This window comes from Streptomyces sp. NPDC020379 (genome assembly GCF_044387105.1).
GTDB lineage: Bacteria > Actinomycetota > Actinomycetes > Streptomycetales > Streptomycetaceae > Streptomyces.
The window spans coordinates 1-20,127 of sequence record NZ_JBIRVR010000031.1; the positions used below are offsets into that span (position 1 = coordinate 1).

Below are 20,127 nucleotides of genomic sequence, written 5' to 3' on the forward strand. Positions count from 1 at the left end.
AGACCAGTCTCCAGCACCAGCTCACGGGTGCCGCGATCAACCTCGCCCGCATCGACGCCCACCTCACCAAAACACCCCGAGCCCGCACCCGCACCCGCACCCGCACCAGCCACTTCGCAGCACTTCGCCCCGCCGAACAGGTCGGCGGGGCGAAGCAGCACGGCCCGGATTAACCAACAGCGTCCGGGCACCGGCGCGGGCCGGGAGGGACTCCTCCGTGCGCCGCGCGGCCTCCGCCGCATGATGCGCGGACCGGCAGGTCCAGCGGATCTCCTCGCCGCAGGGCGGACGCCCGCCCGGGCACCGCAACGAGCGGTGCGCGCCGCGCGTTGAGGGATTCATGGTCATCCGCGAGACACCGTCCCATCGAGCGCCGGACCGCCTTGCCTTGGTGCCACGCGTGACCAGCGCGGCCCTCCCGCACCGCTCCGATAGCATGTTCGGTCTCGTGGCGATCACCCCGACCGCCCGCTCTTCACCGGAAATCCGTGCTGCCCAGCACAAAGAGTGACGTATTTAGCTGACACCCGACAAATTGGCCGAGCAATTGATATCTGTAGTATCAAGGTTGTTTTCGCGAATAAATTCCAGAATGACGTTCGCCGCATGGCGTGAACCACGGACGATCCTGTGGGCCACGGCGGGTGTGGTGGCTCTCGCATTCTTCGTCATGCTGGAGATCGCCGCGCGTCACTACGGCATGCCGGGACCGATCACCAATCAGGCGAAAGAGGTGATTTTCGCTCCCAAATCGGGGCCGCTGCTGTACGGCAGTATGGCGCTGATGATGGTGGTGCTCACCTGGCGGCAGCGGTTCATCGCCGCTGGTGTCGCGGTCGGTATCGACGTCGTCTTCTGGCTCGTCCGGTGGGCCGTCGACGCCAAGATGATGTTCGGCAACGGTGCGTTGTGGGTGATCCTGGGCTGTGCCGTCATCGCCGTCACACGCCGCACCGGCCGGGAACGCGTCCTGCTGCTGAAGGGCGTCGGCCTGGGCCTGCTTCTGGTGGCCGGCCGCAAGACCGGTGACACCTGGCTGCTCATCACGTCGAAGACCCGTCCGACGGTGCTCGACCAGTACGTGGCGATCGCCGATCACGCCCTGGGAAATCCGTCGTGGGTGGTGGGCCGGATCGTCAAGGCCACCGGTCCGGTCGGCGACCACATTCTCGACTACGTCTACATCCAGCTCGCGGTGGCCGCGGTCGTCGTCGCCCTGTACCAGCTGCGCAATGTGGCAAGCGAGCGCCGCTTCCCGCGCCATCATCTGGTGCGCACCTTTCTGGTGATCGGACTCCTCGGCCCGGGCATCTACATGATTTTCCCGGTGGTCGGGCCGATCTTCGCCTACGGCGCCGACGGCAGCCACTGGGCGGTGGCCGACCTGTGGCCGAACACGGCGCCGGTGCTCAGCGCGCCGCAGCATATGCCGTTCGACGAGATCACCCCACGCAACTGCATGCCCAGCCTGCACACGGCGTGGGCCACCGCGATCTTCATCCATTCCCGCAAGGGCCCGCGAATTCTGCGCTACGCGGGCACGTTCTGGCTGATCGCCACGCTCGGTGCGACGCTGGGATTCGGCTACCACTACGGCACGGACATCATCGCCGGCGTGGTGTTCACGCTCACGATCGAGGCGGCTCTGCGCTCGCTCGAACGTGGCTGGGACCGGTCGGGGACCCAGCTGGTCGCTTATGGCGCGGCGGTCTTCACCGCGTTCTTGCTGTCGTACCGCTATCTGCCGATGGAGATGGCCGAATACCCGTGGGTGTTCGGACCGCTTCTCATTCTGGCGATGGCATCCGTGATCTACGGCTATGTCCGGACCACCAAGCTGTGGGAGTCCGAGAAGCCGAGGATTCCGTCGGCTCGGCAACCGGAACCGCAACTCGAACTGGTCTGATGCGTGTTGCGTCAGGTGGGGCGGCACCGACGACGGGGCCGCCCCACCCGTAAGCGACCGGCCGCCGTGGGTGGCCTCGCCTTCGTCCGAGGTGGCCGGCAGGCTCCTCGCATCTGTGCGCCTCGCAGCTGGTTTCCCCAGGTGAACTGCTTTGGATCCGCGGAGCCAGTACGGAGGTCGCCGAGCAGTGAGCCGTTCTCGGTCCGTGGCAGTGACGTCTCGGTCATGTCCGCCAGCAGGTCCGCGACGAGGCCGGTGACCGTTCCCCAGCGGCGGTGGACCCTCGTTTTTGCCCACCTCGGCGCGGCGCGCGACGTCCGCGAGGTCGAGGGCCGCGAACCCCCGTTCCGCCAAGGTGTCCCCGGCCGCCCGCAGGACGGCCTCGGCGGACTGCTCACCTTCCCCGAGAGCAAGCACCTCTACTACACGGCCGAGTCCGAAGTCCTGCTCGGCAACGGCAACGCCCGAAATAGCAGCACTCGCCGAGGAGGCCGCCCAAGGATTGAGCGACCCCGAATCCCCCGACTGGGCCTTCGGAGGTCTGACCGGCGCTCGGTGCAACCTTGCCCTCATCCGCGAGCACATCCGGAAGAACGGGCAGTGGCGTGACTCGATCGTCCACGCCATCCTCGACCACGAATGGCGCAGCACAGCCCCGTGATCCTCCGGCGAGCCCCGGTCGGAAACGGCCCGGGCCCCGGGACAGTGTCCGCGAGCAATCTGATTCGGCTCAAGAAACTTGCACGTGTTTGCGGAGATCTACTCCAGGACGTTGACCGCCTCCGTGATCAACGCTCTCGCGGATTTGCCGAAGACGGCTATTTGCGTCAGCTCGGAGAACATCCGCGTGTAGGTGGCGATCTCGCTGGGCTGTTTCACAGTAACCTGAGCCGTGGCCAGCTCGATGACCACCTGATTGTCGTCGTAGATCCAGAAGCCTTCCAGCGGCCACATCGTGCGGTCGGCTGTCATCGGCACGATGCCCAGGCTGACCTGCTGGAGTACGGAGACGGCCAAGAAGTGGCCGAGTTGGGTGGCCATGACCTCCGCGTCCCCGAATCTGGAGCGTAGCGCCGTCTCCTCCATCAGGATGCCGAACCGCCGGTGGGCATCGCGCAGCACCTGCTGGCGGCTCATGCGGACGGCGACCGCGTCCTCGGTGTCGTCGGGGATGCCCCAGAAGCCGATGATGCGGCTCATGATCGACCGGGCGTACGCGGGAGTCTGCAGCAGACCGGGGATGACGCCCGGCTCGTAGATGCGGAAGTGACGGGTGCGGTCGTACAGCGGCACGTGGGATTCCTGGACCGGGCGCAGCCCGTCACGGTGCAGCCGCCACTCCACGTACATCTCGTCGATGTTGTGCGCCGTGGCGGCCAGGTCGCTGTACATGTCGGGGACCTGGCACAGGTCGGCGTACTGCCGCAGGTCATTCTCGGACGGCTGGGTGATGCCGTTCTCGATGCGGGACGCTTTCGACTCGCTCCAGCCGGCACGGGTCGCGAAGGCCCGTGCTGTCTTGAAGCCGCCCGCTCTCCGGATCTCCCGCAACCGCCCGCCAAGAGCAACACGGGCTTCCTGGAGGGCAGATGACGGGGCTGATTCCATGGTCTGCTGCGCCTGCCCCGCTCAGGAGAGCCGGTAGTCCTCGTGCGGGATGGCGCGCTCCCACACGGCCTCGAACGCCCTCGTACACAGGCCGAGGACCTGCTCGTCGCGGGTGAGTTCGCGGCCGTCCGGGGCCAGTTCACCGTCTCCGGTGAAGTGCAGTACGAGGGCGAGTTCATTGTCGAAGACCCAGAAGTCGTTGCCCGGGAGAGCGAGGGCCGTGGCCTGGCGGCGCGGTAGCCAGCGGATGTTCTCGCCGGCCGCCACGTTGACGTGCGATACGTGATGCTCGAAGCGGATGTAGTCCGACTCCGGCACCGACACCACGCGGGCCCGCCGGAACTTCACCCCCCGCCCGGTGGCTTCCGACACCCAGCTCAGCCACTGCTGGAAGTCGCGGTCGTCGCCCACCGGGTCCGAAAGCCGGCCCTCCTTCCACGCGGCGAACGCGGGGTCGGAGGGCATGTACCCATCGCGCATCTCCAGGTGGACGGCCGAGTGCCGGGCGGAGGCCAGCAGTTCCTCATACGTCGGCACGCGCCCCGCCCTGCATCTCCAGGAAGAACTGGACCATCCGCCGTGGGATCTCCACCACCGTCTCGTGTCCGGGGATGTCGAGCTGCCCCAGCCGCTCCGGCTCTTCGACCTTCCAGCCCTGGACCACGTACGTGCCCTTGTCCTCGTCCAGGTAATTCGTCGGCGAATCCCCGACTTTGCTCTCCGGGTCCTTGCCAAGCATGCGCAGAGCCATCGTGCCCCCTTGCTCGGTGACGATCTCCAGAAGGAAGCTTTGCACCCTTCACAGGGAGAACGCACAGAACTTGCACGAACTTGCACACAGCCGCCCACGCCCCGGGACGCCCACCTGTCCACATCACAGCACGCGCCCTTTGGCGGGGCGTCTGCCGTACCGGTAGGTTCTGGCCCGCACGACAGCCCGGCCCATCTTCGCGGCGATGGGCCGCCACTCACAGCGATCGGATGACCTGAGGAGGTCATGAGCATGGGCTGGGGCCCAGGCAAAGGCAGTGAAGGCGACAACGGCAGGCACTCGGGCAAGAAGGACTTCGGAGCCGTCAAACCCTCGAAGGACGGGGCGAAACCGGACCCGGAACCGAAGCATAAGAAGAAGGACAAAGAGTAAATGGGCGTCGTCTCCCGCGAGCGCGAGCAGGCCGCCCTCCACGGCCTGCTCGACGCGATCCGCACAGCGAACGGCTCCCTCGACCCGCACTGGGAAAGCGCGCTCCGCATCATCCACCGCCGTCAGTTCCTGCCCCGCCTCGTCTGGCCGCAGAACGAGGACGGGGAGTACATCCAGCTGGACGCGGACGCCGAACCGGAGAAGTGGTTCAACCTCGCCTACGCCAACCAGCCGGTGGTCACCCAAGTCAACGATGGCCGCCCCGTCGGGAGCAACGACCCCGTCCTCCCTTCCTCCTCGGCCTCCGACCCGGCGATCGTGGTGCGTATGCTCACCATGCTCGACCCGCGGCCCGGGCAGAAGATCCTGGAGATCGGCACCGGAACCGGCTGGAACACCGCCCTTCTCGCACACACCATCGGCGCGGAGAACGTCACCAGCATTGAGATCGACCCCAGTGTGGCTCAGCACGCGGCCGCAGCCCTCAGTAGCGTCTTGTTGAAGCCTCGGATCATCACCGGGGACGGAGAACTGGGGTGGCCGGCCTCGGCCCCCTATCACCACACCGTCGCCACCTGCGCCGTCCACCACATCCCTCCGGCATGGGTTGAACAGACCCGGCCCGGTGGCACCATCCTCACCCCGTGGAACAGCCCATGGTGCGACTACGGCCTCCTCCACCTCACCGTGCAGTCCGACCACATCGCCCAAGGCCGGTTCTCGCCACACTCCGCGTTCATGCTCGCCCGCGGACAGCGCCAGGACATACGGCTCTTCCGGGACGTCGTCCAGGACAACCACCAGCCCACCGAGACCACCACAGGTCTCGCACCCTGGACCGTGGCCGGTGACGACTGGGACGCCCAGTTCGCCATCGGCCTGCACCGCCCCGACCTGTGGTACGCCTGGCACGAGGACCCGGACGTCGAGGGAGTCACCACCCGTCTGTGGGTGGCCACGACCGACGCACGTTCCTGGGCGGCCATCGACTGCGACGGCCGGCAGAAGGACCGCTTCACCGCGTGGCAGCACGGCCCCCGCCGACTGTGGGACGAAATCGAATCCACCTGGGCCTGGTACGCAGACCACGGCAGACCGGGGCCTGAGCGGTTCGGCCTCACCGTCACCCGTGACGGGCAGCGGGTATGGCTGGATACCCCGGACAACGTCACCACCTGAAGACCCGAGAAGCCGGCTACCGGGGAGGCACGTGAGCGTGCACGTACCATCGACCTGGCCCGTGCCTGTCAAAGACGTCGTCCTCGATGCTGCGTGCCATGCCCTTTCCTCCACAGCGAATGAGACGAACCCCAAGGGATGGCTGCCTGCTGCGCCGTGGGCTGATGCCGCCGCTCAGGCGTGGCGGGAAGTTCCTGGCTCCCCTGTCGGCCGCCTACGCGTGCCTGGTCCGTCGGCCGGCTCACCCAGGACCCGGGCGTGATGGCCGACCTCACCCGGCGGGCACCCGTCGGGCGAGCCCTCGACCGGCTGCGTGAACGCCTCGCGGACGTCCCCGACGAGGGACGCGCGCGGGGAGCCGGACGAGGGTCTGGACGCGCGGGACACCGCCGCGGCCGTGGTCGCCGTCCTCCAGGGCGGCTGCGTCCTGGCCCGCGCCGCGCAGTCCGCGGAGCCGTTCGACCAGGCGGTGACCGGAGTGCTGAGCCCGCTTGAGGAGTGGCTCGCCCGGCAGGGTGTCTTCACGTGGTCAGTGCCGCGTGCACGGGAGCCAGCAGGGAGATGTCGTCCGTCGTGATGGTGAGGTGGGTGGCACCGGCGGACCGCCAGGCGTCGGCGAGGGAGCGCCAGGAGTCCGGCCGTGCGGGGTCGGGGCGAAGGCGGGCCTCGATGCCGAAGGCGCCTTGGTCGCGGCCCGCTTCGGTGACCGCTGTCCGCAGGTCGGCGACGATGCCGGCGGCGCGGTTGACCCGGTTGGCGAGCAGGCCGGACATGGTGAAGCCGTCGGCGAGGGCGGCGATCCGGCGCAGCTGACGAGGTCTGCCGCCGGTGTGCAGGGTGCCGCCGCCCATCCAGAGCGGGACGGCGCGCGGCCGCGGGGTGAGGGTGACGCCGGAGAACGCGACGTGCTCGCCCTCGAAGCACGCGTCCGGTTGCGTCCACAGCAGGCGCAGCGCGCGGACCTGCTCCTCGAACAGGGCTCCGCGGCTCTCCCGGGTGACGCCGAGGGCGGCGGACTCCGCGGGGTCGGACCCGACGGCGACGCCCAGCCGCAGCCGGTCCCCGCTGAGGAAGGCCAGTTGCGCGGCCCGCTTGGCGGCGAGCACCACGGGGCGGTGCGGCAGGATCGTCATCGCGGTGGCCAGCTCGATCCGGGTCGTCACCGCGGCCAGGAACGCCACCAGCGTCAGGCTCTCGTAGGCGGGATCGGTGGACACCAGGTGTTCCGGGACGGACAGGTGGTCGTACCCCAGGCCCTCCGCGGTCACCGCGAACTCGCGGAGCGCGGCGGGCGTGAGGGACGTCGGGACGGTCCAGCCGAGGCGGAGGGTCATTTACGGAAGGCCTCGGGGTCGGCGGCGGAGATGAAGACCGCGCGCGGGCGTTCGGCGGGCAGGAGCTGGGAGTTGAGGATGTGCCGCACCGCTTTCTCCCCGCCGGGCACGGGGGCGGTGACCGACAGGTGCACGTCGAGCACCTGCGTACCACCGTCGTTCACCACCTTGGGCACGCAGTGCACCACCCCCGGGATGGCGTGCGCGGCTTGACGGACCGTGTTCAGCGAGACCTTCTCGCCCCGCAGCACCACGAAGTCGGACAGGCGTCCGTGGAAGGTCAGAAAGCCGTCGTCGATCGAGAAGGCGTCCCCGGTGGCGACGGTCCGCGGTCCCAGCAGGACCCGCCTGCTGCGCTGCCCGACCCGCCGCAGCAGGACGGTGTCCGACTCGACCAGCAGTTCGCCCACTCCGTCGTGCGTTTCACGCAGCGAGGCGACGACCCCCGGCAGGGGGCGGCCGACCGAGCCGTAGCGGTGCGCGGGTTCGGCGTGCGCGGCCAGCGTCGACACGCGGGGTCCGGCCTCGGTCAGCCCGTAGGTCACGTACAGCTCGCCGGACGGCCGTGCGGCGAGCAGGCCCGCCACCTCCGCGGACGTGACCTTGTCGCCGCCCACCGCCAGCGCCCGCAGGCCGCTCGGCATGAGGACGGGGTCGGTCAGCAACTGGCGGGCGCAGAGCGGCGGCGGACTCGCCTTCCCCGGCACGGTCCATGCCCTCCGACGCCTTCGAGCTTCTGCTGGCCGGTAACCGGCGCTTCGTCGCCGGAGCCCCTGAGCACCCGAACCAGGACGCTGCCCGCCGTGCCGAGATCGCGCCGGGACAGCAGCCCTTCGCCGTGCTGTTCGGGTGTTCCGATTCCCGGCTGGCTGCCGAGATCATCTTCGACCGTGGCCTGGGCGACTTGTTCGTCGTACGCACCGCCGGGCACGTGGTGGGCTCGGAGGTGCTCGGGAGCATCGAGTACGGGGTCGACATACTGGACTGCCCGCTGGTAGTGGTGCTCGGCCATGACTCCTGCGGCGCGGTCGGCGCGGCATGCGCCGCGCTGGAGGACGGCGTGGCACCGGCCGGCTACGTCCGCGATGTCGTCGAGCGGGTGACCCCGAGCGTGCTGGCGGCCCGGGCAGCCGGGCGCACCGAGCCGCAGGAGATTCTCGCCGAGCACGTCAAGCACACCGTCGAGCTGCTGCTGGACCGCTCCCGTGTCCTCGCCGAGAAGGTCGCTGCCGGACAGACCGCCGTCGTGGGTCTGTGCTACCGCCTGGCCGATGGCAGCGCCCAACTGGTTGCAGCCCACGGACTCGATGCGGCAGTCCCGGCCACGTCCTGACTGCCGGATACGCCGCCGGTCCCGGAAAGGGCGGTCAGGACCGCTTCCTTTCCTGTGGCCACACTCACGCGCACGCGCGGAGGTTGGACATGCGGCGAGGAAGACGTAGGCGGGGGCCATCTCGGCGGGCCGCGCCGGGCGGTCGAGGGGGCTGTTTGCCGAACTCGGTGGTGTCGGGCACCGTCGCGGGGATCAGCGGAGTCAGGGCTCCAGCGTGCCCCGGTGGGGGTGCCGCCGCGCGGCGGCACCCCCACCCGTCGGCAGCAGCTCACACCGTGCCGTGCCACGCGCCGGTGGCACTGCCACGGCTCTCGATGAATGCCTTGAACCGCTTCAGGTCGCCCTTCGCCCGGTGCCGGACGAAGCCGAGCTTGTCGCCGACGGTGTCGGCGATCCCGGACGGGTCGTGGTCCAGCTGGAGCATCACCTTGGTACGGGTGTCGTCCAGCCGGTGGAAGGTCACCACGCCTGCCTGCCGCACTTCGCCCTGCACCGTCGTCCACGCGATCCGCTCGTCGGGGCGCTGCTCGGTGATCTCGGCGTCGAACTCACGACGGACCCCGCCGACCTCGGTCACCCAGTGGGTGAGGGTCGGGGTGCGCTGTTCGATCCGTTCGACGCCCTCCATGAACCGCGGAAACTCCTCGAACTGCGTCCACTGGTCGTAGACGGTGGTCAGAGGCACATCGACCTCGACGGATTCCTCGATCTTCGACATGCGCACTCCGTTCTCGTGGCTTTTTGTGTTCCGGGTCCCTACCTCGGCGGCTACCCGACCGTCACGCTGCCACACACCCGTCCGGCCGTTCAGGTCCAGCGATAGTTCGCCGGCCGGAGTTCGGACAGCGGAATCGACTCGATGAACTGAGGCACCCGCGATCACCCGCGCGCTGCCGCCCATGACGTGGTGCCCGGAACCGTCATCGGCGCCATGTGCCTCGACGTACGCCTTGTGCGCCGGGAAGCGGGAACTTCCCGGCTCGTTGACACGTTGCGGAGGACGACCTGCTCGTTCGACATGTGACACGGCGTCGTCGTCGGGAGAAGTGAGTAACTCATGGCCATGGTGGGCCTGTTCTGGATCGTCGAGGGCGACGTCTACGTGGGCGCGAAGCCGTCCGGTCCGGCTCCGGGGGTCCGTCTGACCCCCGAGGGTGTCGTGGCCCTCGGCGACGGACAGGCCGGCCTTCACCTGTGGGAGGACGTGCACGCCCTGACGGTGGCGGACGTTCCTGTGAAGTCCCTGAAGCGGCAGGCCGGCGTGGTCAAGGATCTGGCTCTGGGCACGGTGAAGGAGCTGGCCCTGCCCATGGGCCACGGCCTGGTGGACGAGGCTCCGGCGCTGATGACGGTGCGCGTGGAAACATCTGACGGCGAAGACGAGTTGGCGGCCTATGTCGCCGCGGCCGTCGGCTACCCGCAGACCGAGATCGACCTCTCCCACGCCCTCCTGGCCCGCCTCACGGAAGGCGCCGCGACGATGGAGACGACGCTGGCGGCGATGTCGGAGTGGGGCCGGGCGTGGGAGGGCGGGTCACCTCGGCGGGCGGAGCGGGAGGAACTGTTGCGAGGGTGGGTGGGCTAGGAAGCGGTGGCCCGGAAACGTATGAGCCCGCTCGACAGGGTTGCGCTTCGAGACGGAGCTCGCAGGGCGGTACGCGGAACGGAAGCGTCGACCAGGTGGGGGAGCGGCTGACGGAATCCGCGCCAACGCGCCGTATGCTCCTGGCCATGGGCACTGCATATCCTGCCCGCAGGCGTGACGGCGCCGCGACACGCGAGGCGATTCTCGCCGCCGGGGTCGTGGAGTTCACCGAGCACGGGTACGCCGGGGCCGGGGTGCGTCAGATCGCCGAGCGGGCGGGTGTGACGGCGATGATGATCAACCGTTACTTCGGCTCGGAGGAGGGCTTGTTCGTGCGGGCCTCGGGTCACCTGCAAGCCGCGAATCACCAACACGGGGAGCCTGCCAGGGGGGTGACACCGGAGGTGGCGGTGTGGACCGGCTGCCGCGTCTCAGGTGCCGGTCTTCATGGTTGACCGGGGTGTAACCGCCAGCTGCCGGGATCGCACGGCCAGGATGATCATGACCGCTGGGATCAGGAGGTCGTTGACGAGCACTCCTCCCGTGTTGCCGGGGGCGTGGTCACCGTTGGCGAACCACTGGTAGAGGTGACCGGCCGCGGCTCCCCAGAGGAACATCCCCCCGCCGAGCCCGATGGTGATGCGCTCCCGCGCGGATGCCGAGGCGGCCCGGAAGCCCATGACGGCCAGTCCGAGGTTGGCGAAGGCGATCTCGAACATGAAGGGCGTCCGGTCGAAGCCGATCGCCGTGGCCATGGTGTCCGGGAAGGCGAGGAAGGCGACCGTCATCCACAGACTGCCGCAGCCGAAGGCGCCGATGGCCCACCAGCGCTGCCAGATATCCAGGGCCCGCTGAGGTGAGCGGGTGTGGCGGGTGCGCGCGAAGGCTCCGGCGGCCGGTACCAGGATCCAGACCAGCGGGAAGGCGGATTGCGCGACGTAGGAGTAGCTGTCCATGGGTCTCATTCTTAACCGGTTAATATTAACTCGTCAAGGGTTGGGTATAGTGGCACCTATGGACGATGGACTCGGAGATCTGCTGCACCGCGTGGTCATGCAGCTGGGCGAGGCGGCCCGGCGGCGCACCGACGACCTCGGCGGCTTGACCTACAGCCAGATACGCCTGCTGGGCACGCTGGAGGAGATCGAGCCGGTGACGCAGCACGGGCTCGCGCAGGCGCTGTCGGTGTCCGACCCGGCGATCAGCCGGGCGCTGCGGACACTCCAGGAGGACGATCTGGTGCAGATCACCGTTGACCCCGAACACGCGCGGCGGAGGCTGGTCCGCCTCACCGAGGCCGGCCGGAAAGCCTTCCACGTCGCCGGAAAGCCGCTCGGTGACGAGCTTCGCGCCGGGCTCGTAGCGGCTGGTTTCCCCTACGAGCGGTATCTCGAAGACACCCATCGCTTGGCCGAGTTCCTCGCGTCCGACTGAGATCGCCCCCACGCGTTCCACGACAGCACTGCGGGCGTCCGGGGCACGGCCCCGCCCAGCCTCGGACAGTGATGGGGGCTGCTGCTACGCCGCCTGGTCGACCCCGATGCTTCCTGTGCCGGACCTGCCCCGACTCGCGGCAACTGGCCGGAATGAACAGGGAGTTCGCACCCGGCGCGGACACAACCGCGAGGCTCCGGCGCGGGTCCGGTGAGCCGCCGACCGGGCCGGTGCCGGTCGGCGGCGAGGAAGAGTGAGGGGGGTCAGGGCATGGTGGTCAGCGCGGGCCACAGGGAGGTGGCGGTGAGGGGCCGGGCCAGGCGGCGTGCCCAGTAGGTTTCGTCGCCGTCCTCGTCGCGCCAGGACCACAGGCGGGTGGTGGCGAGGCGGAGCGGGCTGAGCCGGGTGATGCCGATGGCGCCGTGCAGTTGGTGGGCGATGCGGGCGATCTCGGCGGCCGAGGCGGATGCCTGGGTCTTGGCGGCGGCGACGGCGAAGTGAGCCCCGGGGCCGCCGGTGTCCAGCGGTGCGGCGGCGGCCTGGACGGCGGCACGGACCAAGGCGGCCTCCTCGACCAGTCGTGCTTCCTCCTGCTTGACGGCCTGGAAGCGGCTGAGCGGACGGCCGAACTGGATGCGGGCCGCGGTGTGGGCGACCGTCAGGCCGACGCAGCGTTCGGCCGCTCCGGCGATCAGGGCGGAGCGAGCCAGGGCCGCGCGAAGCCGGGCCTCGTCGAGTAGTTCGGGGGCGATCCGGCGGACCTGAGAGGCGGGGATCTCAACGGTGGCCAGATGCAGGTCGTCGCGGGGTTCCTCGGCGAGGTTGCCGCCAGGGGTGAGAACGGCTTGGCTGGGGGTGAAGGTGAACAGGACGGGCCCGGAGGGGGCCGCGGCCAGGACGACCACCGCGGTGGCGGCCCGAGCCCAGGGAACGCGGTGCAGGGTGCCGGTGACGAGCAGGGTGTCGTTCTCGCCCAGGCAGCCCGCCGAGCCGACGGCCGAGGTGGCCGGGTGGGCGTAGCGGATCGTCAGCTCGGGGGCGATGGCGTAGCTGAGCGGGCCCTCGGGTACGGGGAGGCCGGCGCGGCGCAGCAGCGGGCGGGCGACCAGAGCGGTCTCGGCGAACGGGGCGGGGACGGCACGGAGTCCGGCCTCCTGGGCTGCGGCGACGAGTTCGGCGGTCGAGGCGTCCGGGGACGGCAGGGCCACGGCGTCCGGGGCGGTGGTGCCGGTGACGACGGCGATGGCACCGGGGTCGGCGAAGAAGGCGGTGGCGTCATAGGCGTCGGCGGAGATGACAGGGGTGCTGGTGTCGATCGTGTGGGTGTTCATCAGTGCTGCTCCAGACCGCGAGTGATGATGCCGCGAAGGATTTCGTTGGTGCCGCCGCGCAGGGTGTAGCCGGGGCTGTGCAGCAGGGCGAAGGCGAGCAGTTCGGGGTGGCTGCCGGGAGTGGCGTGCGGGTCGGCCGGGGTCGGCAGGACGCTGCGGACGGTGTCGATCAGCGTGCCTTCCAGGCGGGTGCCGAGGTCCTTGACCAGGGCGGCCTGAAGGTCGGGCGAGGCTCCGGCGGCCAGTGCGGCGGCCACGCCGAGGGAGAGCCGGCGGATGCTGTGCAGACGCGCCGTCAGGATGCCGACCTGGGTGAGCTGTTCGGCCGTCGCTGAGCGCTGTTCGAGCTCCCGGAGCAGGGAGACCAGCAGGGGGAAGGTGGACAGGTAGCGCTCCGGGCCGCTGCGTTCGAAGGCGAGTTCGCCGGTGACCTGCTTCCAGCCGTCACCCCGCCGCCCGAGCAGCATGCCGTCGGGAACGTCGACGCCTTCGAGGTGGAAGGCGTTGAAGCGATGCTCGCCGCTCATCAGGTGGATCGGCTCGACCCGTACGCCCGGGGCGCGCAGGTCGACGATGAACTGGCTGAGGCCGGCGTGCTTGTCCTCGGCGTCGTCGGTACGGGCCAGCACGATGGCGTAGTCGTTGACATGGGCGCCACCGGTCCACATCTTGGTGCCGGTCAACCGCCAGCCGTCGGCGGTGCGTTCGGCGCGTGTACGTACCGAGGCAAGGTCGGAGCCGCTGCTCTTCTCGCTCATGCCGATGGAGAAGAAGCACTGCCCGGCGGCGATCCTCGGCAGGAAGAAACGACGCTGCTCCTCGGTACCGTGCTCGAGGACGGACGGGCCGGCCTGCCGGTCGGAGACCCAGTGGGCGCTGACCGGGGCGCCCGCGGCGAGCAGTTCCTCGATCACCACATAGCGTTCCAGGAAACCGCGGCCCGCTCCGCCGTACTCGGCGGGCAGGGCCATGCCGACCCAGCCGCGCTCGGCGAGACGGCGGCTGAAGGCGGGGTCCCAGCCGGCGAGCCAGGAGTCGGGACGGCCGAGCACGGTCCCGCGAGCGCGCTCCTCGTCGAGGAAGGCGCGGACCTCGGCGCGCAGGAGACGGGCCGACTCGGGCAGGGCGACATCGGGGAACGCGATCGATGAAAGCGCTGAATGAGACATGACTTGTTCGCTCCAGGATCAGTGAATTTCTTTTCGTTACGGAAATCGATCAGCCCATGGGTTCCAGCAAGGAAGGGTCGAAGCCGGCTTCACGGAGCACCTCGTCGGTGTGCTGGCCGATGCCCGGGCAGGGCCGCAGCTCCGGCTCCGGGTCGGCCGAGTAGCGGACCGGCCGGCCGATCACCCGATAGGTGCCCTCGGTCGGGTGCTCGGCATCGCGGAGCAGGCCGCCCTCCCGGGCATAGGCGGTGGTGGCGGCGGACTCCAGGTCGAGTACCGGGGCGGCGGCGATGCCTGCCCGGTCGCAGAACTCCTGCCACTCGGCGCTGGTGTGCCGCGGTGTCAGCTCCGCGAGCAGCGGATAGAACACGTCGGCGTTGCGGGCCCGGTCGGGTCCGGTGGCGAAGCGCGGGTCGTCGGCCAGGTCGGGGCGGCCGACGAAGGCGGTGAAGTCCCGCCAGTTGCGGTCGCTGTGCGGCAGGACGCACATCCAGCCGTCGGCGGTGCGCTGGGCGCGGCGCTGCGGGCTGAGCGAGCGGGCCGAGCCGAACTCCCCGTCGGTCTCCAGGGTGGCCGCGCCCAGGTGCTCGACCAGGTTGAAGGCGAGCATGGTGTCCGCCATCGGGACCTCGATGCGCTGTCCGGTGCCGCCGTGCTCCCGGTAGTGCAGCGCGGCCAGTACCGACTGGGCGATCTGCATGCCGCAGATCTTGTCGGCCAGCACGGTGGGAACGTAGTGCGGTTGGCCGGAGACCTTGTGGTTGAGCCAGACCAGGCCGCTGGCCGCCTGGATGACGTCGTCGTAGGCGGCGTGGGTGCCGTAGCGGCTGTCGCTGCGGAAACCCTGGGCGCCTGCGTAGATCAGGCCGGGGTTGACGGCCGCCACGTCGTCGTAACCGAGGCGGAGCTTCTCCAGAGCCTGCGGGCGCAGGTTGGTGATGAAGACGTCGGCGGTGCGCAGCAGGGCGAGCAGGGCATCGCGGCCGTGCGGGGCCTTGAGGTCGATGACGGCGCTGCGCTTGTTGCGGTTGAGGTTCAGTGCCGTGCCGCCCATGCCGGGGTGGCGCCGCGGTGGGTAGTGGCGCGTCATGTCACCGTCGGGCGGCTCGACCTTGACCACGTCGGCGCCCAGGTCACCGAGTTGCTGAGCGGCGTAGGGAGCCATGATGACGCTGGCCAGTTCGATGACGCGGACTCCGGCGAGGAGTCCGCGGCCGGACGGGCCGCTCGGCTTCTCGGACATCTTCGGTGCCTCCTGGGGTATCGGGTGGGACGAGGAACAGCGGTGCGGTGAAGGCGGCGGGCACGTGGTGCCGTGCCCGGGCCGTTGACTCGGGGAGGGCGGCGGCGCGGGGGGAGTCCGGCCAGGAAGACGGTGGCGGTGATCCCCGTCGTGAGCCGCGAGAAGTGGCTCAGCGCCACCGGAGCTCGGCGGACCCGAGCGGGGAACGCCGGCCGGGCTGGGGGACCGTGCGCCCGCTGTACGCGAACGGCGTCGCCGGTTCGGTGAGCGGGCCGAAGTCGGTCCCGGTGGTCGACAGCGCGGCGAACGGCGCGCGCCCGGGCTGGGGCAGACCGAGTACGTCCTCCCGCGCCAGCAGCCCGAGTTCCTGCACCCAGTGACACACCCCGGCCAACGTCACGCGGATCCGCCATGAGCCGCCCTCCACCGCACGTCGGCGCAGGACCGTTGCGACGGCGGCGGCCCCGAGGTAGGCGGCGAGGTAGTCGTTGAGCAGGTACGTCGGCGGCAGCGACGGCCGGTCCGTCCACTCCTCGACGGCGAATCCCGTTGCCGAGCAGGCGAGTTGGTCGAACCCGCCGCGTTCGCCCCAGGGGCCGTCGGCGCCCCAGGCGTGGTATTCGAGGGTGATGAGTCCCGGGCGGCGGCGGACGAGTTCCTCGGTCGAGGCCCCGTGCCGGGCGAGTCCCCGGTAGGCGTGCACGAAGACGTCCGCGTCCTGGAGCGCTTCGTGGAAGGCCGCACGGTCGTTGTCGTCGCGCAGGTCGCAGTAGGCGTTGCGCTTGCCGCCGCCGGTCATCGCGATCATCGGGATCGGGTCGGGGCGGTCGGGACGCGACAGGTGCAGCACGTCGGCGCCGAACTGGGCGAGGAGCCGGGCCGCGACGGGACCCGCGATGACATGGGTGAGATCGAGCACCCGGACGCCCGCGAGCGCCTGATCGGCCTCGCCGATCGGCTGCGGCGGGTGGACCGGCCCGTCACCGACGCGTTCGATCCCGACGACCGGGCGCTGTGCCACATGCCGCCCCGCGGGGTCCGCGAGCCACTCGTCCCGGCTGCGCACCACGCAGGCGACGCCGCCCCGCGCGCAGATGGCCTCCTCCAGCGTGAAGGCATCCCAGCCGGCCGCGGCCTGCGCGATCCCCACCTTGTCGAGCCCGCACCGCAGCACGGAGGCGACGGCGTCCCGCAGATGCGGATAGGCGGTGATGATGAAGATCCACCGGCCGTCGCGCGCCCGGTAGAAGTCGTTGTTGCCCAGCAGTGTCGGATCGTCGAGGAGAGCACCGAGCGGGCGCCCCGAGAGCGTCGTGTGATACGTCGCCATGAGCTGGTCGATCGCGGCCCCGGCCCGCACCTCCACCCTCTGGTGCGAATGGCCGCGCTGTTCGCCGAGCGCCGCCATCTGCTGCCCGAAGACACCGATCGCGGCGGACATGGCATCGGCGAGGCGGTGCACCGAGGGCACCAGGGGATCGGCCCCGACGACGGTGATGTCCGCCGTCCCCCGGGCAGGATCGGGGTCGCCGAGGGTGTGCAGCAGCCGGGAGACGATCTCGCCGGTGGACGGCGGCGGCGTCGGCTTGGTCGTGGCCGGCGTGTTCGAGGTCATGCCGGGATATTCGTTCCCGGCGTCGCACGAACGCCCGGATTCACGGATATCCGTGAATCGATGCGGACCTCAGGTCTGCCTCTCCTGGATGTGTGCGAGGAGCCGGGCCGCCGCCCGGTCCAGGAGCAAGCGCTCCGAATTGCCGCGACGCCGGTGCATCAGAGCGAGGGCTCCCGTGACGACGCGACCTTCGGTGACGGGGATCGCGAGCGCGCTGACCTCGGGGTCGGCCAGGCCCTCGCTGCGGCTGACCCGCGACGCGCGGATCGCCGGAAGAGCGGTGCGGAACTCGGCGACCGCCTCGGGGTCGTGGCGGGCGAGCTCGTCGAGCAGATCACGGCGCTCCGCCTCATCGGTGAAGGCCAGCAGCAGACGGCCCGCGGCGGTGCGCAGCAGCGGCCGGGCGACGTGCTGGTCGGCGAGCGGCACGAGGCGGGGAATGTGGTCCTCGCCGCCGCGCGCGAGATAGACGGCATCGAGTCCGACCCGCACCGTGAGCAGCACCGGGGTACCCGCGACGCGGCTCAGTTCGCCGAGCTCGGCCTGACTGATCCGCGGGACGACCCGGCCGGAGATGAGGTTGAGGACGTGCGGGGCGGGACCGAGCCGGAAGCGCCGGCGCTGTTCCAGCAGAAAGCCGGTCGCGACAAGGCCGTTGACCAGATCCTGCACCGAACTCGCCGGCGCCCCGAGCGTCCGCGCCAGATCGGCCACGGTCACCCCGCCCGGCGCCCGCGCGGCGGCCTCCAGGATCCACGCGACCCGGTCCACCGTACGGTGACGCTGCCGTCGGCCGTGCTCCCTCATTCCGCGCCCCACCTTGTCCTTCTTGTGCGTCGCCGGTCACCCGCACTGACACGGACCAGCGATCCGACAGCGATGACGGTCCCAGCCCTGGCCCCTCACACGCGGAGGCCGCACACCATTGCTCCTCGACCGAGGGAGGGCAGAGCCCGAGCACCTTACCGTGAAGGGCAGCTGACCTGCGAAAACCCTGTGGGGGAGGGGGTCCTTGGCGCTCGATTCCTCAGGAGATCCCGGTCCGGCGGCCGGCGCTGTCTCCGAGTACTCTTCCGGATGTGGAGCTCTATTTCGATCCGGTGCCTCTGCTCGGCGACACACGCGAGTCCTTCCAGGGGCGGTGGAGCGAGCGGAAGTGGCTCAACGTGCCCGGGCCGTTCTACGGGGCCGACACGGACAACTGCGGCACCGGCCGCCTGCACGCCCCAGCCCTCGTCCTCTATGAGGGTGAGCACTTCACCGAGTTCGTCTACCGGCAGCCGCGGACGCCGGAGCAGCTCCGGCAGCTGGTCGAAGCCGCACAGCAGGACCCCTTCTCCGGCTATGGCTGCGACGGCGACGACCGCTGGACGCCGGCCGCTGTCCGGGAGTGGTGGCGTGACAGGGGCCGAGTCCGGCAGCACCTCACCGGTCGGCTCGGCGCGTGGGAGGCCGACGACGAGAGGTCCGGGCAGGGGTCAGCTGCTGCTGCTCGCGACTACGCCGCGTACCTCGATGGTGAGCTGGCCGGGCACCTGCGGATCTACCTCTTCTGGCTCGAGCGACGGCGTCCTCCGGAGCCGACGGACCGACTGCCGGAGCTGTAGCCCGCCGGGAGATTCACGTCAGTCGGTACACACACAACCGATGAGTTCCGCCTCGCCGCGTCGTTCGCATGCTGGGGAACGTCCCCTTCCGCGCCTGCGGAAGACCGAGACGAGATCACAAGGAGCGTGCACACCGTGGACCAGGAGAACGTGAGCGCCACTCTTACGGTCGCCGTGCCCGCCGCGAGGGTGTTCGCGGTGCTGGCGGACCCGACGGCCCATTCGGCGATCGACGGCACCGGCTGGATTCAGGAAGCTGCGGACCCGGCGCCGCTGACCGCGGTGGGGCAGATCTTCCGGATGGACATGTATCACCCCGACCATCCGAACGGTGACTACCGGGTGGCCAACCAGGTCCAGGTGCTCGATCCGCCACGCGCCATCGGCTGGCGGACGGGGACGGAGAAGGACGACGGTCACCTGGAGTTCGGCGGCTGGACCTGGCGTTACGACCTCGCGCCGCTCGGCCCGTCCGGGACCGAAGTCACGCTCACCTACGACTGGTCGGCGGTGCCGCGGTCTGTGCGGGAGTACATCCGGTTCCCGCCCTTCGGCCCGGAGCATCTCATCAACTCGCTGCGTCACCTGGCCGAGATCGTCTCCGGCAGGTGAGGTCATCCACAGCGAGGTTCTGCGGACCGCGCACGGGCTGAAGACCAAGGAGAACACCGCCGCCCCGACCGGCCAGTACCGCTGATGGCCGGCACTGCCGCGATCGGGGCGGTCGCGCATCGCCGGCCACCGCCATCGAGGAGGGCCGGGACCTGTCCTCGATGAGCGGCGTCGGCCGGCACCGCCTACCGACTGCCGCCGGCCTGGCGGTCCGGCCTCACTTCAGGTGCCGGCCGAAGAACCGGTCCCCGTCCTCCCGCTCGAACCACGGGGTGCCGAGGTGCCCGCCCATATTGGCGTGCAGCGTCTTTTCCTTGGTGCCGAAGGCGTCGAACAGGTCCAGGGCCCGCTGCCGGGGGTTCCCTTCGTCGTCCCACTGCAGCAGGAGCAGCAGAGGAATGGTGACCTGCCGGGCCTCCTCGCGCTGGGCGCGGGGCACATAGCCCCCGGCGAAGAGACCGGCGGCCCTGATGCGCGGCTCGGCCACCGCCAGCCGGATGCCGAGGGCGGTCCACCCCGAATACCCGACCGGGCCGCCGATCCCGGGCAGCGCGAGGAGGGCGTCCAGGGTGGTCCGCCAATCCGGGACCGCGGTTTCGACGAGCGGGCCGACGAGGGCCTCGAAGATCTCGTCGACCGGCTCGCCGGCCTGCATCGCCCGGCGGAGGTCGGCACGGGCCTGCTCGGCGGCGGCGGAACGGGGCCGGTCACCGCACCCCGCGGCGTCGATGGTGGCCACCGCGTAGCCGGACGCCGCGGTGAGCCGGGCGCGGGCCACGAGCCGGGGTTCCCCCTTGGGCAGGCCGTTGTTGTGGGCCATCAGGATCAGCGGGGCCGGTGCGGACGCGGACGCGGATCCGGGCGTCCACAGGGTGCCGGGGATCTCGCCGAGGGTGAATTCGCGTTCGAGGACGCCGTCGTCGAGATGTCGTTCAGAAGTGAATCGCATGGTCGTGCCTTTCGGAGTGCTCTTGAATGGCGCTCCCGGACGACGACCTATCGCCCGACCGTGACCCCGGAGGGGAGC

The 20,127-nt window shown here is 70.1% G+C and carries 22 protein-coding genes and 2 pseudogenes; 9 read left to right on the forward strand and 15 right to left on the reverse strand.

Features of this window, described 5'->3' with window-relative positions; genetic code table 11:
- The first annotated feature begins 592 nt into the window (after nucleotides 1-592).
- Entirely contained in the window at nucleotides 593-1,906 is a 1,314-nt protein-coding gene (locus ACH427_RS29405; RefSeq protein ID WP_398874315.1) for a phosphatase PAP2 family protein, read from the forward strand.
- Nucleotides 1,907-2,069: 163 nt separating this feature from the next.
- Here the strand turns inward: ACH427_RS29405 and ACH427_RS29410 are convergent.
- Nucleotides 2,070-2,323 (reverse strand): annotated as a pseudogene (locus ACH427_RS29410) (TetR family transcriptional regulator); the annotation flags it as partial.
- An 85-nt stretch (nucleotides 2,324-2,408) separates the two neighbouring features.
- Here ACH427_RS29410 and ACH427_RS29415 point away from each other — a divergent pair.
- Nucleotides 2,409-2,567, forward strand: coding sequence for a hypothetical protein (locus tag ACH427_RS29415; RefSeq protein WP_398874317.1), 159 nt, complete (start codon nucleotides 2,409-2,411; stop codon nucleotides 2,565-2,567).
- 98 nt (nucleotides 2,568-2,665) lie between these two features.
- On the opposite strand, the gene ACH427_RS29420 is transcribed toward ACH427_RS29415, so the two are convergent.
- Genes ACH427_RS29420 through ACH427_RS29430 form a run of 3 tightly spaced genes read right to left on the reverse strand, consistent with a single transcriptional unit; the run spans nucleotide 2,666 to nucleotide 4,265 of the window.
- Nucleotides 2,666-3,514 (reverse strand): helix-turn-helix domain-containing protein, encoded by an 849-nt coding sequence (locus tag ACH427_RS29420; protein WP_398874320.1) that lies wholly within the window; start codon nucleotides 3,512-3,514, stop codon nucleotides 2,666-2,668.
- A 21-nt stretch (nucleotides 3,515-3,535) separates the two neighbouring features.
- The gene (locus ACH427_RS29425; RefSeq protein ID WP_398874458.1) at nucleotides 3,536-3,994 is read right to left on the reverse strand and encodes a DUF6879 family protein; all 459 of its coding nucleotides are present in this window, start codon (nucleotides 3,992-3,994) and stop codon (nucleotides 3,536-3,538) included.
- Nucleotides 3,995-4,037: 43 nt separating this feature from the next.
- Nucleotides 4,038-4,265 carry a hypothetical protein gene (locus ACH427_RS29430; RefSeq protein ID WP_398874460.1) on the reverse strand — a complete coding sequence of 76 codons (228 nt, stop codon included), beginning with the start codon at nucleotides 4,263-4,265 and terminating at the stop codon, nucleotides 4,038-4,040.
- 393 nt (nucleotides 4,266-4,658) lie between these two features.
- Between ACH427_RS29430 and ACH427_RS29435 the strand changes: the two genes are divergently transcribed.
- The gene (locus ACH427_RS29435) at nucleotides 4,659-5,837 is read left to right on the forward strand and encodes a methyltransferase domain-containing protein (RefSeq protein ID WP_398874322.1); all 1,179 of its coding nucleotides are present in this window, start codon (nucleotides 4,659-4,661) and stop codon (nucleotides 5,835-5,837) included.
- Nucleotides 5,838-6,358: 521 nt separating this feature from the next.
- Here the strand turns inward: ACH427_RS29435 and ACH427_RS29440 are convergent.
- Together ACH427_RS29440 and ACH427_RS29445 are read right to left on the reverse strand one after the other, a co-directional pair.
- On the reverse strand, nucleotides 6,359-7,171 hold the full coding sequence (locus ACH427_RS29440) for a TIGR03619 family F420-dependent LLM class oxidoreductase (protein ID WP_398874324.1): 813 nt from the start codon (nucleotides 7,169-7,171) through the stop codon (nucleotides 6,359-6,361).
- Nucleotides 7,168-7,878 (reverse strand): AMP-binding protein, encoded by a 711-nt coding sequence (locus ACH427_RS29445; protein WP_398874326.1) that lies wholly within the window; start codon nucleotides 7,876-7,878, stop codon nucleotides 7,168-7,170. The genes ACH427_RS29440 and ACH427_RS29445 overlap by 4 nt, the downstream gene beginning before the upstream one ends.
- Before the next feature lie 5 nt (nucleotides 7,879-7,883).
- Between ACH427_RS29445 and ACH427_RS29450 the strand changes: the two genes are divergently transcribed.
- The gene (locus tag ACH427_RS29450; protein ID WP_398874328.1) at nucleotides 7,884-8,504 is read left to right on the forward strand and encodes a carbonic anhydrase; all 621 of its coding nucleotides are present in this window, start codon (nucleotides 7,884-7,886) and stop codon (nucleotides 8,502-8,504) included.
- Between the two features lie 36 nt (nucleotides 8,505-8,540).
- Here the strand turns inward: ACH427_RS29450 and ACH427_RS29455 are convergent.
- Both ACH427_RS29455 and ACH427_RS29460 read right to left on the reverse strand, forming a co-directional pair.
- Nucleotides 8,541-8,742 (reverse strand): annotated as a pseudogene (locus ACH427_RS29455) (NAD(P)-dependent dehydrogenase); the annotation flags it as partial.
- Between the two features lie 30 nt (nucleotides 8,743-8,772).
- The gene (locus ACH427_RS29460) at nucleotides 8,773-9,222 is read right to left on the reverse strand and encodes an SRPBCC family protein (protein ID WP_398874330.1); all 450 of its coding nucleotides are present in this window, start codon (nucleotides 9,220-9,222) and stop codon (nucleotides 8,773-8,775) included.
- Between the two features lie 339 nt (nucleotides 9,223-9,561).
- Here ACH427_RS29460 and ACH427_RS29465 point away from each other — a divergent pair, with 339 nt between their 5' ends.
- Nucleotides 9,562-10,089 (forward strand): hypothetical protein, encoded by a 528-nt coding sequence (locus ACH427_RS29465; RefSeq protein WP_398874332.1) that lies wholly within the window; start codon nucleotides 9,562-9,564, stop codon nucleotides 10,087-10,089.
- A gap of 146 nt (nucleotides 10,090-10,235) precedes the next feature.
- Complete coding sequence (locus ACH427_RS29470; RefSeq protein WP_398874334.1) at nucleotides 10,236-10,544, forward strand: TetR/AcrR family transcriptional regulator; 309 nt, start codon at nucleotides 10,236-10,238, stop codon at nucleotides 10,542-10,544.
- On the opposite strand, the gene ACH427_RS29475 is transcribed toward ACH427_RS29470, so the two are convergent.
- Entirely contained in the window at nucleotides 10,521-11,045 is a 525-nt protein-coding gene (locus ACH427_RS29475) for a DUF6790 family protein (RefSeq protein ID WP_398874336.1), read from the reverse strand. The genes ACH427_RS29470 and ACH427_RS29475 overlap by 24 nt on opposite strands.
- Before the next feature lie 58 nt (nucleotides 11,046-11,103).
- Between ACH427_RS29475 and ACH427_RS29480 the strand changes: the two genes are divergently transcribed.
- The gene (locus ACH427_RS29480; protein WP_398874338.1) at nucleotides 11,104-11,523 is read left to right on the forward strand and encodes a MarR family winged helix-turn-helix transcriptional regulator; all 420 of its coding nucleotides are present in this window, start codon (nucleotides 11,104-11,106) and stop codon (nucleotides 11,521-11,523) included.
- A gap of 263 nt (nucleotides 11,524-11,786) precedes the next feature.
- Here ACH427_RS29480 and ACH427_RS29485 read toward each other — a convergent pair whose 3' ends face one another.
- From ACH427_RS29485 to ACH427_RS29505, 5 genes are all read right to left on the reverse strand, one after another.
- A complete protein-coding gene (locus tag ACH427_RS29485) occupies nucleotides 11,787-12,854 on the reverse strand; it encodes an acyl-CoA dehydrogenase family protein (protein WP_398874340.1) in 1,068 nt (355 codons plus the stop codon).
- A complete protein-coding gene (locus tag ACH427_RS29490; RefSeq protein ID WP_398874342.1) occupies nucleotides 12,854-14,023 on the reverse strand; it encodes an acyl-CoA dehydrogenase family protein in 1,170 nt (389 codons plus the stop codon). The genes ACH427_RS29485 and ACH427_RS29490 overlap by 1 nt, the downstream gene beginning before the upstream one ends.
- A gap of 49 nt (nucleotides 14,024-14,072) precedes the next feature.
- Nucleotides 14,073-15,266: a CaiB/BaiF CoA transferase family protein gene (locus ACH427_RS29495; RefSeq protein ID WP_398874344.1), complete on the reverse strand. Its 1,194-nt coding sequence runs from the start codon at nucleotides 15,264-15,266 to the stop codon at nucleotides 14,073-14,075.
- 169 nt (nucleotides 15,267-15,435) lie between these two features.
- Nucleotides 15,436-16,881, reverse strand: a complete 1,446-nt coding sequence (locus ACH427_RS29500) for a CoA transferase (RefSeq protein ID WP_398874346.1) — start codon at nucleotides 16,879-16,881, stop codon at nucleotides 15,436-15,438.
- A gap of 69 nt (nucleotides 16,882-16,950) precedes the next feature.
- A complete protein-coding gene (locus ACH427_RS29505) occupies nucleotides 16,951-17,688 on the reverse strand; it encodes a helix-turn-helix domain-containing protein (protein ID WP_398874348.1) in 738 nt (245 codons plus the stop codon).
- Nucleotides 17,689-17,960: 272 nt separating this feature from the next.
- On the opposite strand from ACH427_RS29505, the gene ACH427_RS29510 reads away from it, so the two are divergent.
- Nucleotides 17,961-18,488 (forward strand): ferredoxin, encoded by a 528-nt coding sequence (locus ACH427_RS29510; protein ID WP_398874350.1) that lies wholly within the window; start codon nucleotides 17,961-17,963, stop codon nucleotides 18,486-18,488.
- A gap of 135 nt (nucleotides 18,489-18,623) precedes the next feature.
- Nucleotides 18,624-19,100: an SRPBCC family protein gene (locus tag ACH427_RS29515; protein WP_398874352.1), complete on the forward strand. Its 477-nt coding sequence runs from the start codon at nucleotides 18,624-18,626 to the stop codon at nucleotides 19,098-19,100.
- A gap of 217 nt (nucleotides 19,101-19,317) precedes the next feature.
- On the opposite strand, the gene ACH427_RS29520 is transcribed toward ACH427_RS29515, so the two are convergent.
- Complete coding sequence (locus ACH427_RS29520; protein ID WP_398874354.1) at nucleotides 19,318-20,049, reverse strand: dienelactone hydrolase family protein; 732 nt, start codon at nucleotides 20,047-20,049, stop codon at nucleotides 19,318-19,320.
- Between the last annotated feature and the right edge of the window lie 78 nt (nucleotides 20,050-20,127).